At 67.8% G+C, this 13,708-nt stretch carries 14 protein-coding genes and 1 other RNA gene; 6 read left to right on the plus strand and 9 right to left on the minus strand.

The annotated features are described in order from the left end of the window. The 6 genes from Q8M82_RS20365 to Q8M82_RS20390 all read right to left on the minus strand — a co-directional run. A partial coding sequence (locus tag Q8M82_RS20365; RefSeq protein WP_305693123.1) for a Mur ligase family protein occupies positions 1 to 926 on the minus strand: 926 nt, incomplete at its 3' end. Next, positions 923 to 2,377: a UDP-N-acetylmuramoyl-L-alanyl-D-glutamate--2,6-diaminopimelate ligase gene (locus tag Q8M82_RS20370; protein WP_305693124.1), complete on the minus strand. Its 1,455-nt coding sequence runs from the start codon at positions 2,375 to 2,377 to the stop codon at positions 923 to 925. The genes Q8M82_RS20370 and Q8M82_RS20365, both read right to left, overlap by 4 nt. A 38-nt stretch (positions 2,378 to 2,415) precedes the next feature. After that, entirely contained in the window at positions 2,416 to 4,188 is a 1,773-nt protein-coding gene (locus Q8M82_RS20375) for a peptidoglycan D,D-transpeptidase FtsI family protein (RefSeq protein WP_305693125.1), read from the minus strand. Beyond that, complete coding sequence (gene ftsL / locus Q8M82_RS20380; protein ID WP_305693126.1) at positions 4,185 to 4,571, minus strand: cell division protein FtsL; 387 nt, start codon at positions 4,569 to 4,571, stop codon at positions 4,185 to 4,187. Before ftsL ends, Q8M82_RS20375 begins: the two co-directional genes overlap by 4 nt. Next, positions 4,568 to 5,626: a 16S rRNA (cytosine(1402)-N(4))-methyltransferase RsmH gene (gene rsmH, locus Q8M82_RS20385; protein ID WP_305693127.1), complete on the minus strand. Its 1,059-nt coding sequence runs from the start codon at positions 5,624 to 5,626 to the stop codon at positions 4,568 to 4,570. Before rsmH ends, ftsL begins: the two co-directional genes overlap by 4 nt. Beyond that, positions 5,626 to 6,099 carry a division/cell wall cluster transcriptional repressor MraZ gene (locus tag Q8M82_RS20390; protein ID WP_305693128.1) on the minus strand — a complete coding sequence of 158 codons (474 nt, stop codon included), beginning with the start codon at positions 6,097 to 6,099 and terminating at the stop codon, positions 5,626 to 5,628. The genes rsmH and Q8M82_RS20390 overlap by 1 nt, the downstream gene beginning before the upstream one ends. A 714-nt stretch (positions 6,100 to 6,813) precedes the next feature. Here Q8M82_RS20390 and Q8M82_RS20395 point away from each other — a divergent pair. Next, the gene (locus tag Q8M82_RS20395; protein WP_305693129.1) at positions 6,814 to 7,236 is read left to right on the plus strand and encodes an organic hydroperoxide resistance protein; all 423 of its coding nucleotides are present in this window, start codon (positions 6,814 to 6,816) and stop codon (positions 7,234 to 7,236) included. 178 nt (positions 7,237 to 7,414) lie between these two features. Here the strand turns inward: Q8M82_RS20395 and rnpB are convergent. Further along, positions 7,415 to 7,832: RNase P RNA component class A (rnpB, locus tag Q8M82_RS20400), an RNA gene on the minus strand. A 51-nt stretch (positions 7,833 to 7,883) separates the two neighbouring features. Next, positions 7,884 to 8,501 carry a transglycosylase SLT domain-containing protein gene (locus Q8M82_RS20405; RefSeq protein WP_305693130.1) on the minus strand — a complete coding sequence of 206 codons (618 nt, stop codon included), beginning with the start codon at positions 8,499 to 8,501 and terminating at the stop codon, positions 7,884 to 7,886. Positions 8,502 to 8,854: 353 nt separating this feature from the next. Here Q8M82_RS20405 and Q8M82_RS20410 point away from each other — a divergent pair, with 353 nt between their 5' ends. After that, positions 8,855 to 9,604: a J domain-containing protein gene (locus Q8M82_RS20410; RefSeq protein WP_305693131.1), complete on the plus strand. Its 750-nt coding sequence runs from the start codon at positions 8,855 to 8,857 to the stop codon at positions 9,602 to 9,604. Continuing rightward, on the plus strand, positions 9,601 to 10,413 hold the full coding sequence (locus Q8M82_RS20415) for an N-acetylmuramoyl-L-alanine amidase (RefSeq protein WP_305693132.1): 813 nt from the start codon (positions 9,601 to 9,603) through the stop codon (positions 10,411 to 10,413). Before Q8M82_RS20410 ends, Q8M82_RS20415 begins: the two co-directional genes overlap by 4 nt. Before the next feature lie 52 nt (positions 10,414 to 10,465). Here the strand turns inward: Q8M82_RS20415 and Q8M82_RS20420 are convergent, their stop codons facing one another. Continuing rightward, the gene (locus Q8M82_RS20420; protein ID WP_371126421.1) at positions 10,466 to 11,455 is read right to left on the minus strand and encodes an alpha/beta hydrolase; all 990 of its coding nucleotides are present in this window, start codon (positions 11,453 to 11,455) and stop codon (positions 10,466 to 10,468) included. Positions 11,456 to 11,637: 182 nt separating this feature from the next. Between Q8M82_RS20420 and Q8M82_RS20425 the strand changes: the two genes are divergently transcribed. The 3 genes from Q8M82_RS20425 to Q8M82_RS20435 form a co-directional block, all read left to right on the plus strand. Continuing rightward, positions 11,638 to 11,964 (plus strand): type II toxin-antitoxin system PrlF family antitoxin, encoded by a 327-nt coding sequence (locus tag Q8M82_RS20425; protein WP_305693134.1) that lies wholly within the window; start codon positions 11,638 to 11,640, stop codon positions 11,962 to 11,964. Between the two features lie 3 nt (positions 11,965 to 11,967). Next, the gene (locus Q8M82_RS20430; RefSeq protein ID WP_305693135.1) at positions 11,968 to 12,450 is read left to right on the plus strand and encodes a type II toxin-antitoxin system YhaV family toxin; all 483 of its coding nucleotides are present in this window, start codon (positions 11,968 to 11,970) and stop codon (positions 12,448 to 12,450) included. A gap of 143 nt (positions 12,451 to 12,593) precedes the next feature. Beyond that, a partial coding sequence (locus tag Q8M82_RS20435) for an HlyD family secretion protein (RefSeq protein WP_305693136.1) occupies positions 12,594 to 13,708 on the plus strand: 1,115 nt, incomplete at its 3' end.

The raw sequence follows: 13,708 nt of genomic DNA on the forward strand, positions 1-13,708 counted from the left end.
AGATCGGCGCCCAGCGCCTGCGCAGCCGCCAGCACGGCGAGCGAATTGATCACGATGTGCTTGCCGGGGCTGCCGATCCGATAGGTGATCGGCTGCCCCATCACCACCGCATCGACGGTCGACACGTCGGAGCGCAGCGCGCAGGAGATCAGCCTGACATCGGCCGTCAGGCTCTCGCCGAAGCGGATCACGCGCCCGGCCCGGCCGGCCTTGGCGATGCGCTCCAGGAGATCGGCCTGGGGGATGTCGGCATTCAGGATCGCGGTCCCGCCGGGCTCCAGTTCCCAGAAGACTCCGGCCTTCTCCTCCGCGATCCCCTCCAGCGAGGAGAAGGCCGCGAGATGGACCGGCTGGATCGTCGTGATGATCGAGACCTGGGGCCGCACCAGCTTCGCCAGCGGGAGGATCTCGCCGGGATGGTTCATCCCGATCTCGTAGACGGCGTAGGCGACGTCCCGCGGCGTCCGGCACAAGGTCAGCGGCACGCCCCAATGGTTGTTGTAGGAGGCGACCGGCGCATGCGTCTTGCCCTGCCGCGCCAGGACGAGCCGCAGCGCCTCCTTCGTGCCGGTCTTGCCGACGGAGCCGGTGACCGCGACCACACCGGCCTTCAGCTCCGCCCGGCGGACGCTGCCGGCCCGCTCCATCGCCTTGAGCACGTCGGGCACGATGGCGAGCGCGCCTCGGCCGGCGAACTGCTCCGCATGGGCCTCGTCGACCACGACGAGCGCCGCGCCCTTCTCGAGCGCGGCCACAACGAAATCATGCCCGTTGCGGGCTTCGCCGGTGATGGCGAAGAAGGCGTCGCCCGGCTCCAGCGTGCGGGTGTCGATCGAGATGCCCGTGACGGCACTCGGGACGGCGCCATCGGCCCGCGCACCCAGCGCCGCGACCAGTTCGTCTCCGCTCCAGAGAGGGGCGCTCATCCTGCGATCTCCGCGATAGCCGTCCGCACCACGTCCTGGTCGGAGAAGGGATAGGTCCGGTCGCCGATGATCTGGCCGGTTTCATGGCCCTTTCCGGCCACGACCAGAACATCGCCCGGCATCAGCATGGCCACGGCGGCCCGGATCGCCTCGGCCCGGTCGCCGATCTCGCGCAGCTTCGGCGAGGCCGCCATCACCTGCGCCCGTATCGCGGCCGGGTCTTCGCTGCGCGGATTGTCGTCGGTCACGATGGCGATGTCGGCCTTCTCCGCCGCGATCGCCCCCATCACCGGCCGCTTGCCGGTGTCACGGTCGCCGCCGCAGCCGAAGACGCAGATCAGGCGCCCGGTCGCATAGCCGCGCAGGGTCGAGAGCACGGCCGCCAGCGCATCGGGCTTGTGCGCGTAGTCCACGACGACGAGGCCGCCTTTCGCCTCGCCGACGCGCTCCAGCCGGCCGGCCACGCCAGTGAGCCCTCCGATCGCCTGCAGGGCATGCTCGGGGTCGTCGCCGGTCGCGATGGCGAGCGCCGCGGCGACCAATGCGTTGCCAGCCATGAAGTCGCCGACGAGCGGCAGCGTCACCGCGTGCTCGCGGCCGTCGACCAGCACGGTCAGCTGCTGCGAGAAGCCCTCGCGGACACTTTCGACGAGCCGGAGCGTCTCGCCCTTGCGGCCGATGCCGATCAGCCGGTGTCCTGCGGCAAGGGCCGCATCGGCAGCCTCCTGCGCATAGGGCTCGTCGCGGTTGATCACGACCGGGGCGCCCTTCGGCAAGAGCGACCAGAGCCGCAGCTTGGCGGCGAGGTAGTCGGCCACCGTGGGATGATAGTCGAGATGGTCGCGCCCCAGATTCAGGAAGGCGCCGGCAGCGAGCCTGACCCCGTCGAGCCGGTGCTGGTCGAGCCCGTGCGAGGAGGCTTCCATGGCGAGATGCGTCACACCTTCCCCGGCCAGCCGGTCGAGCGAGGCGTGCAGCGAGAGCGGGTCCGGCGTCGTCAGCGAGCCGTAATCGGCGCCCCTGGCGGTGACGATGCCGATGGTGCCGAGGCTCGCCGCCTCATAGCCCAGCGACTGGAAGATCTGGCGGGTGAAATCGGCCACCGAGGATTTGCCGCTGGTGCCGGTGACCGCGACGATTGTCCGGGGCTGGCGCGGATGGACCTGTGCAGCGGCCAGCGACAGCGCGAGGCGCGGGTCGGTGACCTGGGCAAAGGCGACACTCGCGGGGAGGTCGTCCGGCCGTGGCCCGCCCGAAACGACCGCGATCGCCCCCTTGCCGACGGCATCGGCAATGAAGCGCGCGCCGTCCGCCTTGGCGCCGGCGAGCGCGACGAAAACGTCGCCCGCCGCCACCTTGCGGCTGTGGAAGGCGAGGCCCGCGACCCTGCGCGACGCATCGGCGGCGAAGGCGCCCGGAAACAGGCGGCCGAGTGTGAGGGCTTCTGTCATGCTCGCTCGCTAGCGTGGAGGCCGACCCGCGGCAAGCGTCAGCGCGTGCCCCAGGCTCCCAGCCGCGCCATCAGCGGGAAGGGCTGGGCCGGCGCCTCGAAGCGCGGCGGCAGGCCCAGGATCGGCGCGGTGCGCTCGATCACCTTGCCGGTGGTGATGCCGGCGTTCCAGGCGGCGGTCGAATAGCCGCCGCTCTCGGCATAGCCCTTCGGCTCGTCATAAATGGCGAGGAAAAGGTATTTCGGCTTGTCGGACGGCGCGATCGCCGTGAAGGTCGTGAAGTTCTTGTTCTTCGCATAGCGGCCATTGATGACCTTCTCGGCCGTGCCGGTCTTGCCGCCGACGAAATAGCCCGCGACATCCGCCTTGCGGGCCGAGCCCTTCTCGCCATTGAGCCGCATGATGAAGCGCATCGCCTCGGAGGTCTCGGGCTTGATCACCCGCACGCCGCTGCGCTTGGCCTCCTCTTCCGTCCGCTTGAGGAAAGTCGGCGTGATCAGCGTGCCGCCATTGACCAGGGCCGCGACTGCCGCCATCGCCTGCAACGGCGCGACCGCGAGACCATGCCCGAAGGCGATGGTGGCGGTGTTGATCTCACCCCAGCGCTGCGGGACGATCGGCGCGGCGCTTTCCGGCAGTTCCGTCGTCATCCGGTCAAGCTGCATCATCTTGCGCAGGAAGGCCTTGTGGCCCTCGACGCCGACGGCCAGCGCCATCTTGATCGAGCCCATGTTAGACGAATGCAGGAAGACCTCCGGCACGGTCAACGTCCGGCCCGTGCCGTGATACTCGCGGATGACCTGCCGTCCGAACCGCATCATGCCGCCGGCCGTCGAGTAGCTCGAATTGATGTTGGCCTTGCCGGAATCCAGCGCCATCGCGATGGTCAGCGCCTTGAAGGTCGAGCCCATCTCGTAGACGCCGACATTCATCCGGTTGATGCGGTCCTTCTCCAGCGCGTCGACCGGGTTGCCGGGGTCGAAATCGGGCAGCGACACCAGCGCGATCATCTCGCCGGTGTTGACGTCCATGATCGCGCCGGCGGCGGCGATGGCCCGGTACTTCTCGATGCCCTTGGCGAGTTCGTCCCTCAGCGCATGCTGGACGCGCAGATCGATCGACAGTGCCATCGGCTTCAGATCGGAGGCTTCCGTCGCCAGGCCCGCACCGTTGAGGTCCTGGAGCCCCTGCGAGTCGATGTATTTCTCGATGCCGGCGATGCCGACATTGTCGACATTGGCGAAGCCGAGCACATGGGCGGCGGCCGTGCCGTTGGGATAGACCCGCTTGTTCTCGGGCACGAAGCCGACGCCGGGAATGCCGAGCCGGTGCACCTCGGCCTGCTGGCGCGGCGTGATCTCGCGCTTGACCCAGACGAAGCCCTTCTTGGTGCCGAGCTTGTCGCGCAGATCCTTGGCGTCGAGATCGGGCAGGACAGCGGTCAGCAGCTCCGTCGCCTCGTCCTTGTCGAGGATCTTCCGCGGCTCGGCGAAGACGGAGACGGCGCGGATGTCGGTCGCCATCACCTCGCCGTTTCGATCGACGATGTCGGGACGCGCGGCCGAGATCGCGTTGGAGGTCGCGCGGCGCAGGCCGACCTGCTCGTTGGGCAGCGTCGCCAGCATGACGAGGCGACCCGTGATCGCCAGGAACAGCACCGAGAAACCCAGGATCACCAGCCCGACGCGCGGCTGGCTCTTCTCGCCGCTCATGCGGAAGACGTCGCGCAGCGCGCTGACACGGCGCGCGGGGGCAGCGTCCGTCGCGCCGTCAGCCACGGCCTCGGCGGACTTCGTCGCGGTCTCGCTCATGGGCGGCCTCCCGGCGTCGTGGCGCTCGGCTTGCGATCCCTCGGGGTCTCGGTCGGGAGCCCGAGGCCGAGATCCTCGAGCTTGCGACCGATGGCGTCGACCTTCGGTCCGCGATTGGGCACGTCGGCCATGCGCACCACCTGCGTCACCGAGAAGGGTTGCAGGTCGAGATGTCGTTCGGCCAGCGCCTGCAGCCGGTCGGGGCGGTTGAGGAACTGCCACTCGGCCTTCAGCACCGCGATCGCGTCACGCTCGCGGTGGATCTTCATGCGGATCTTCTGGACCTGCTCGGCCTCGAGCGTGGTCTCGTATTTGATCGTGTAGGCATAGAAGGCCGAGGAGACGAGCGCCCCGATCGCGATGACATGCAGCAGCTTGATCATGCGCGATGCCTCCGGCGGGGCTGCGGCTCGGGCAGGCCGGCCAGCGCGACGAGATCGGGATCGGCCGGGCGTGCCGGCGCCTCGTTGCGCGCCGCCGCCCGCAGCTTGGCCGAGCGGGCGCGCGGATTGAGCCGCATCTCGGCTTCCGACGGCGCGACGGGCCCGCGGCTGACCAGGCTGAAGGTCGGCTGCGAGGCAGCCACCACCGGCGCATGGCGCGAGCCCGCCGGAGCGCGCCCCGAGCGCTCGGCCAGGAACTGCTTGACGATGCGGTCCTCGAGCGAATGGAAGGTCACGACCACGAGCCGTCCGCCCGGCGCCAGCACGCTTTCTGCCGCATGGAGCGCGCGCACCAGTTCGCCGAGCTCGTCGTTGACCGCGATCCGCAGCGCCTGGAACACCCGCGTCGCCGGATGAGCCCCGCCGGGCTCCGCCCAGACGATGCCGGCGACGAGTTCGGCGAGTTGCTTCGTCGTCTCGATGGGCGCCTTGCGCCGCGCCTCGATGATCGCGCGCGCCACGGCACGGGAGCGCCGCTCCTCGCCATAGTGATAGAAGATGTCGGCGAGGACGCCCTCCTCCGCCTCGTTGACCAGATCGGCGGCGCTGCGACCCTCGCGGCCCATGCGCATGTCGAGCGGGCCGTCGAAGCGGAAGGAGAAGCCGCGCTCGGCCTGGTCGATCTGCATGGAGGACACGCCGATGTCGAGCACGACGCCGTCGAGCGGCACGCGCCCGAAGCGCTGCGCCTCCTCCGCCAGTTCGCCGAAGCAGGCCTGGGCCAGCGTCAGCCGGCCGTCCATCTCGGCGACGAGCCCCGCGCCACCGGTGATCGCTGTCGGGTCCCGGTCGAGCGCGAGCAGGCTGACATCCGGCGCTGCTGCGAGAATCGCGCGGGCATAGCCACCGGCTCCGAAGGTCCCGTCGAGATAGCGCCCGCCCGGCCGCAGCGCGAGCGCGCTCAGCACTTCGGCGAGCAGCACCGGAACATGCGGGGCTCCGCCCCCGGCAGGCGCTTCGGCATTGTGTCCGCGCGTTTGCGAGCGCCCCGGCATCAGCCCACGCTCCCCAGCGCCGGAGGCGCGGCGCTCAGCGCCCGTTTGACGTCGCGCAGCTTCGCCCTGGCCGCATCGAGATGCGCCCGAAAGCGCTCCGGCTCCCAGATCTGGAATTTGTGGCCATGTCCGACGAAGGTCACCGTGTCGGTAATCCCGGTGTGGATCCGCAGCGCCTCGCTCAGCATGATGCGTCCCTCCGGATCCACCTTCAGCACCTCCGAGGTGCCGTTCAGCGCCGTCGACAGCGACTCCCACTCCTCCGAGAAGGGCGAGAAGCGCGCCAGGATGTCGTCGATCGTTCGACGCAGGGCATGGCCGCCGGCATCGAAAGCGGCGAGTTCGAGCGCGGGGTGAACGTAAAGCCCCTCGTAGCCATCCTTCGCCAGAACGGCCCGGAAGCTCGAAGGAATGGAGACACGGCCCTTCGCGTCGAGCCGATTGGTGAAATTCGAGACGAAGCGGTCCGTCAACTCCGCCTCCCGGCCTGCTCTTCACCCGGACGCCGGCCGGCAATTTGCGCGGGGCGGTAGCCCCCCGTCGAAGCAGGCAAAGGACGACGCTCGATCGGTTTCCGCGCGGCACACGGACCCTGATCTGACAGCTGCCTGCCGGCTTCGACGGGATGATTTGGGATAGCATGGGCCTTCATGGGCGTCAACGGAATCGGGTCGATGGAGCAGGGTCTCTGCCGTGCTCGCGGCATCACAGCCCGTTAAGGTTAAGTATCCGTAACCACGCGCAATTCCGTAACGATCGGGAGCCGGACGCCGTGCGCCGCCTCGCCGGGGCCGGCTAAAAAATTGTCCTAGGTTAAATTCCGGCGCTGCGGCCACCGGGCCTGTTTCGCGCCGCGCGACGGGGTGGGAGGGCAGCCTCCCGCTGCGGTTGAGCGCGACACAGAGGGCGCACATCCCAACCGCTGCCGATCGCCGGCGAAGCCCGAACTGCGCCGCCGCACGCTCGAACCGGATGCGGAACCTTTGTCCAACCCGTCGCTTCCCACAGTACTTCGAGGCGCACCCAGCCCCCCGGGGGCCGCCAGTCAAGGGCGAGCTCGAACCGACCGTCACATCGACGTGAATGAAAGCGATATAATCGTTGACAATTTAATTGCGTGCGATCTAATGTGTAGAACGAGATGACAGCCCGGCCGCTCCCGCGGCCCAACAGCGAAGGAACTCACCATGAAGATCCTCTACACTGCGCACGGCTCCGCCACTGGCGGCCGCGAAGGCAAGGCTGCCACCGACACTGGCAACATCAGCGTCGTTCTGAACACCCCCAAGGAGATGGGCGGCAGTGGCGGCGAGGGCACCAATCCCGAACAGCTCTTCTCGATGGGCTATTCCGCCTGCTTCCTCGGCGCGCTCAAGTTCGTCGCCGGCAAGGAGAAGGTGAAGATCCCCGAGGATGCGAAGGTCAGCGCCGATGTCGGCATCGGCCCGCGCGACGATGGCGCCGGCTTCGGCCTGGCCGTGACGCTCACCGTCTCGGTGCCGGGCGTCGACAAGGCCGTCGTCGAGGACCTCGTCCAGAAGGCTCACGTCGTGTGCCCCTATTCGCACGCGACCAAGGGCAACATCGACGTCGATCTCAAGGTGGCGTGACGCCAATGAGGCCTGTTTTCAAGGCCTCGGGATGTCCGAGACCGGTCGGAGATTCGCTCCGGTGAGGCAGCTGGCGTGGCTTTCGAGAACCGGAGCGGAGCGGACGTCGGTCCGTGAGCACCGGAAGAGCAGAAAGCCGCGTCAGATGCCTCACCGGAGCAGAGTATCCGGCGGTTGAGGTGCCAGTCGGCCTGTAAGCCGGGTTCTGGATGGCCGGGAGATCGCTCCCCCGACGCGACGGCCATTCCTCTGGGACGCGCATTGCTGCGCGCCTCGAGCAACCAACCCGGACGACAAGGCCCGGAAAAGGCCCCTCCCCGCTCGCGCGAGAAGCATCGTCCCTATTCGGTTTTGCTCCCGGTGGGGCTTGCCATGCCGTCCCCGTTGCCGGGTCCGCGGTGCGCTCTTACCGCACCTTTTCACCCTTACCGCGCGGGACAGCCGAAGCTGTCGGCACGCGGCGGTTCGATCTCTGTGGCGCTTTCCCTGGGGTCGCCCCCGCCGGACGTTATCCGGCACCGATTTTCCGTGGAGCCCGGACTTTCCTCCCCCGCGAGAACCTGCGTTCCCGCGAGAGCGGCCGTCCGGCCGACTGGCGGGAGGGCTAGTGCGCGCTCCCGGCGGCCGCGTCAACCGCCACGGCGCGTTCAGTTGCTGGCGGTGATGGTGCGGACCTTGGCGCAATAGGTGCGGTTCGCCCCGCTCATGCGCGTCGCCATGTGCCCGCTCTGGTACTTCATGATGGTGCGGCAGGTATCGCCGCCGGCGGCACGGTAGGCCATCGCCAGATATTTCATCGCGTAGCGGGCATTGGTCTCGGGATCGAGCAGACCACCGGCACCGCCGCTGTAGCCCATGCCCCGCGCCGTCTGGTGACGGATCTGCATCAGCCCGTAATTGCCGGCATTGGCCGCACGGGGATTGTAGCGGCTCTCGATCCGCACCACCGCATCCGCAAGCGAGAACGGCACGCCATTGGCCGCCGCATGGCGCGCGACCAGCGCCTTCAGCCCCTCAGAGCCGGCCGGAGCGGCCAAGGCGGCGCGGACCGGCTTCGCCGCCTTCTCCCCTGCGCGCTCCGCTTCGGCGACAGCCGCGGCGGGCTTGGTCTCCCCGGCTTGGGCGGCCTTCTCCCTCTGGATCTCGGCCTCGCGGACGATGAACGCCCGGGCGTCCGTCTCGTCATTGACCTGGGCCTGGGCCGACGGGAGGGAGACGAGGCAAATCGCGAAGGCGGCGACCGCGCCGCGGGAGGTATACTTCATGATCGACTGAACCTTTGCTACCGCCTCTTGGCTGGGAGGCACAGTCCAGTGCGCAGTAAATGTGACCAGAATCTGTTCCGCGATTCGCCAAATCGCTCGATTAATCCTCCGTTTCCACCGATTTACGTATTCTTACTGAAAAGTATTGATCATGTAAAACAGCCCTCCCGACACTTCGAGGTCGCAAGCCGGCTGTGTATTGGCGCGCACCCGGCATCTTCCGCCCGATTTCCGCCATAATTACGGTTTGCGACCGATTAACGCGGCGAGTCGGGCTCATGCCGGGGGTGTCGGTGCCGGCGCGTTCTGGTTATGGTCGCGCCGTCACCACCGCGCCGGGAGTCGCCTGCACCATGGTTTCGTCTTTCTGGGGGGCGCTCGGCGGCGGCGGCCTCGGCCTCGTGCTCGGCGGCCCCCTCGGCGCCCTCCTCGGCGCGCTCGCCGGCCATGTGCTGGTCGACCGCGAGGGCGCACCCTTCGGCACCGCGCCGCGCGAACTCGTCTTCACCACCGGTCTGGTTGCGCTGGCCGCCAAGATGGCGCGCTCGGACGGCGTGGTGACGCGCGACGAGGTCGCAGCCTTCCAGCGCATCGTCACCGTCCCGCCCGAGCAGAAGGCGCGGATCGAGATGCTGTTCGACCTGGCCAAGCAGACCAGCGCCGGTTTCGAGGCCTATGCCGGGCAGATCGCCGAGAGCTTCCGCGATGAGCCGGCCCTGCTCGAGGACGTGCTCGACGGGCTGTTCTTGATCGCCGCCGCCGATGGCGCGATCCATCAGGACGAGCACGCCTATCTGCGCGACGTGGCGACGATCTTCGGCATCGACGAGGCCGATTTCGCCCGCATCGAGGCCCGCCATGTCCGCCGGGCCGACGATCCCTATCTCGTGCTGGGCGCGAGCCGCGAGATGTCGGACGACGAGATCAAGCGACACTACCGCCGGCTCGTCGCCGAGAACCATCCCGATCGCGAGATCGCCCGCGGCCTGCCCGAGGAGGCGGTCGCCATCGCCACCAGGCGCTTGGCCGCCATCAACGCCGCCTGGGACCGGATCGAGCGCGAGCGCGACCTGCGGGCGCGGCTGACGAGCACCCCGGCATGAGCCGCGACGCCACCCCCGACAGCCGCTTCGCCGCCAAGGTCTTCCCCTCCCCCAACCATGGCGACCGCAAGCGCGCCGCCGCCGGACAGGAGGGCGGCCCGACCGAGGACGCGCCGCGCCGGCCCGACATGCTGATCCTGCACTACACCGGCATGGGCAATGCCGGCGAAGCGCTGCAATGGCTGTGCAACCCGGTCTCGCAGGTCTCCTCGCATTACTTCGTCTTCGAGAACGGCCACACGCTCCAGCTCGTGCCGGAAGCGCGCCGCGCCTGGCATGCCGGGGCCTCGCATTGGGCCGGCGAGAGCGACATCAACTCCTGCTCGATCGGCATCGAGATCGCCAATCCCGGCCATCCCGGCGGCCTGCCCGATTTCCCGGAGGAGCAGATCGCCGCGACGCTGAACCTCTGCCGCGACATCTGCGAACGCTGGGCCATTCCCCCTGAGCGCGTGCTCGCCCATTCGGACGTCGCGCCGGGCCGCAAGATCGACCCCGGCGAGAAATTCCCCTGGCGCCGCTTCGCGCAAGCCGGCGTCGGCCTCTGGAGCGAACCGGCCCCGATCCGCAGCGGCCGCTTCTTCGCGCGCGGCGACTCGGGCCAGCCGGTCGAGGCCCTGCAGGCGATGTTCGCCATGTTCGGCTACGGCGTCACGGTCGACGGTGTCTATGACGAGAAGCTGGAGGCGATCGTCGCCGCCTTCCAGCGCCACTGGCGCCCCGACAAGGTCGATGGCGTCGCCGACGCCTCGACGATCACCACACTGCGGGATCTGCTGGCGGCGACGCAGGAGGCCAGGATTGGGTGAGGTGGGCTCGGGCGGGTCTCGTAGGATTTGGGTTCGGATCGGCTTTCGACCCTTAGCCGTCCTTCTGCGGGCGTCGCACGAACGCGGCTAGGGCTTCGATCACGCCATCAGCGAGCGGTTGATCCGGATCCTGATAGGTTGCGATGTTGGCCGCCCGGTCGTTGGAAGCGACCGCCTTCAAGACGTGGTTTGCGTTAGGAAGAAGGATTGTTTTGGCATTAGGGTGCGCTTGGTGCAATCGTTCTGCGTCAATTCGCCCGACCTGGATATCGCGAAGCCCCTGGAGGATCAGTGCTGGTCCCGTATAGGCCGCGATCAGCTTGGCTGGGTCGAGCGCGAACGCGCTGATTAGGAAGCCTTGGACCTCGGGGCGAAACAGCGGGAATAACGCCGGATGAATGTCTTCCGGTGCAACCCGCTGCCCGTCCTCAAGCCGTGTGATGAGGACCTCGGCTTGTTCGCGGATGGGCGCGTTGGCGGGGTTCGCTCCGATCTGGTCGCGGAGCACATCGCCAAGTCTACGTCCTGTCGTCGAGACCAGAAGCAGCCCGCAGATGTCGGGGGCTCGTTGGGCAGCTACCAGGGCCACTAGACCGCCTTCGCTATGCCCCAGCGCCCACACGCATGGAGCGCCCATCCTTTCGCGGATGGTAGCAACCCAGCTTCGAATGTCTGCGGCGTAGTCCTCCATGGTGACGGCATTGGCGTCGGAGATCGCGCGAGCGCTCCCGAACATGCCCCGCTTGTCGATGCGCACGCTTCTAATCCCACGCGCGGCCAGCCCCTCCGCAATTAGGCGGTAGGAGGACGCTCGGACGCCCAGCGGATTGTTACCGTTGCGATCAGTCGGTCCTGAGCCTGGGATTATGAGAACAACGGGGGCTCTCGAATTCGGCGGTCCCAACGCTGTTCCCGAGAGCGGCCCAGCGGGACCTGGTGCCTCGATTACTTCCGAATCAGTCATGGGCGCTGCCTCCGGTCGAGACGCGGCAAGGGTCATGAGGCAGGTCAGAACACAGCATCTCACCCAGCGCTTCATCATAGAGTCTCGCAGTTGCCGGAGGAATGAACCGAGACGGGATGTTCCCTATCGACCCGTTGCGATCACTGATCCTCGCCTCCGCGTTAACGTCCGCTCCCGACCGATAGCAGCCTCGCCCATTTGCCAAAACCTACGTTACATAGTAAGGAAAATTCCTTACCTATCGAACGACGGAGCACCCCATGGCGACCCTCGTTTACGAGCGCAGCAAGATCACAGCGAAGGGGCAGACAACGGTCCCCAAGGCCGTGCGTCAGGCGCTGGGCGTGAGCTATGGCGGCGAAATCGCTTATGTCGTCGACGAGGGGGGCCGGGTCAGCCTGGTTGCGGCGCAGGAGGAGACCGACCCCGTCACAGACGGGTTCCTGACATTCCTCGCGCAGGACATGGCGAAGAACCCCGCGCATCTCACCGCCTTTCCCACAGCCCTCGCTGATCGGATGACCACGCTCACGGCTGGAATGAGTGTCGATCCCGATGAAGAAATCGACGGGGACGTGACGCTCTGAGCCATGATCGTCAATGGCTGGACGATATTCGGCCATCCCCTGCTGCTCGATCAACTCGAGCGGGTGACGGCGGCCGTCGAGAAAGCTAGGGCGACCGACCCGGCGGGATACCAGCGGACGGCAAAGGCAAAGCTCCTCGCGATTCTCGTCAATCTCATCTTCGAGACGATCCCCGCCGATCCGACCCGGCCGGAGTACCGTCAGGGCGACACGCTCGGCGCCGCCCGGAAGCACTGGTTCCGGGCCAAGTTCGGCAATGGTCGCTTCCGGCAGTTCTTCCGCTTCGACAGCAAATCGAAAATCATCATTTTCGCCTGGGTGGACGACGAGACCACCTTGCGGACCTATGGCGCCAAGACGGATGCCTATCGCGTCTTCAAGGGCATGCTCGACAATGGCAACCCGCCCGACGACTGGATGGACTTGCTCGCCGCGGCCTCGGAGGAGCTGGTCGTCGCGCGACTGGAAGGGGCCAAGCCGCGATAGCGCCTGCGGCGTGGGAATTGCGGGCAGCGATACGAGGCTCGCTCAGAGCCCGACGCTCGCCCACGCATCGCCCGAAACAACCTGAAACCCACCTCTCCCCAACATTGCGGTAAGTTAACTCGCCGCCGAAGCGGGATTCTGGCATGTTGCGGCGGCTGCAGGATGTCGGCTCTCCCGACGCGACGATGGGGACCAATTTGCGCAAGTGGTTGATCGGAACGGGTGTCGTGGCCGTGCTCGCGGCCGGCGGCTACTGGGCGTGGCGGCCCACGGGCGGCACCGCCAACGAGGCCGCCTACCGCACGGCCCCCGTCGACCGCGGCCAGATCACCGCCGCCGTGCGCGCCACGGGCACGCTGACACCGATGACGACCGTGCTGGTCGGCTCGCAGCTTTCGGGCCAGATCGTCGAGATCCTCGCGGACTACAATTCGCAGGTGAAGGCCGGCCAGGTCGTCGCGCGGCTCAACAGCGACCAGATCAAGACGCGCCGCGACGCCGCCCAGGCCGATGTCGCCCAGTCCAAGGCCGATCTCCTGGTCAAGCGCGCCCAGCTCGACCGCGCCCGGTCGACACGGCTGAAGGCCAATTCGACCGTCAAGGACCTCGAAGCCCAGCGCGACCGCACCGCAGCCCAGCTCGCCGATGCGAAGCGCACCTTCGAGCGCCAGACCGAGCTCTTCAGCCGCGGCGCCGGCTCGCAGCAGACACTCGACACCGCCCGCACCCAGCTTGAGGTCCAGACCGCGACTCTCGCCTCGAGCGAGGCGCAGATCGCCTCGGCCAAGGCCGAGCTCAACGGGCTCGACGCCGACATCCTCCTGGCCCAGGGGCAGGTGAAGTCCGGCGAGGCGCTGATCGCGCAGCGCGACGCCAAGCTGAAGGACATCCTGATCGACCTCGAGCGCACCGATATCCGCTCGCCGGTGGACGGCGTCGTGGTCCAGCGCCAGGTCGATCTCGGCCAGACGGTAGCCGCCTCGCTCTCGACGCCGACCCTGTTCCAGATCGCACAGGACCTGCGCACCATCGACATCTACGCCAATGTCGACGAGGCCGATGTCGGCCGCCTCAAGGCCGGCCAGCCGACGACCTTCACGGTCAATGCCTATCCCAACCGCACCTTCGAGGGCCGCGTCGAGATGGTGCGCCTCGGCGCGCAGACCATCCAGAACGTCGTCACCTATACCGGTGTGATCCGCGTCGAGAACCGCGACATGGCTCTGCTGCCCGGCATGACCGCCAATCTGCAGGTCGT

Origin of the sequence: Allobosea sp. (assembly GCF_030694325.1) — a bacterium.
GTDB lineage: Bacteria > Pseudomonadota > Alphaproteobacteria > Rhizobiales > Beijerinckiaceae > Allobosea.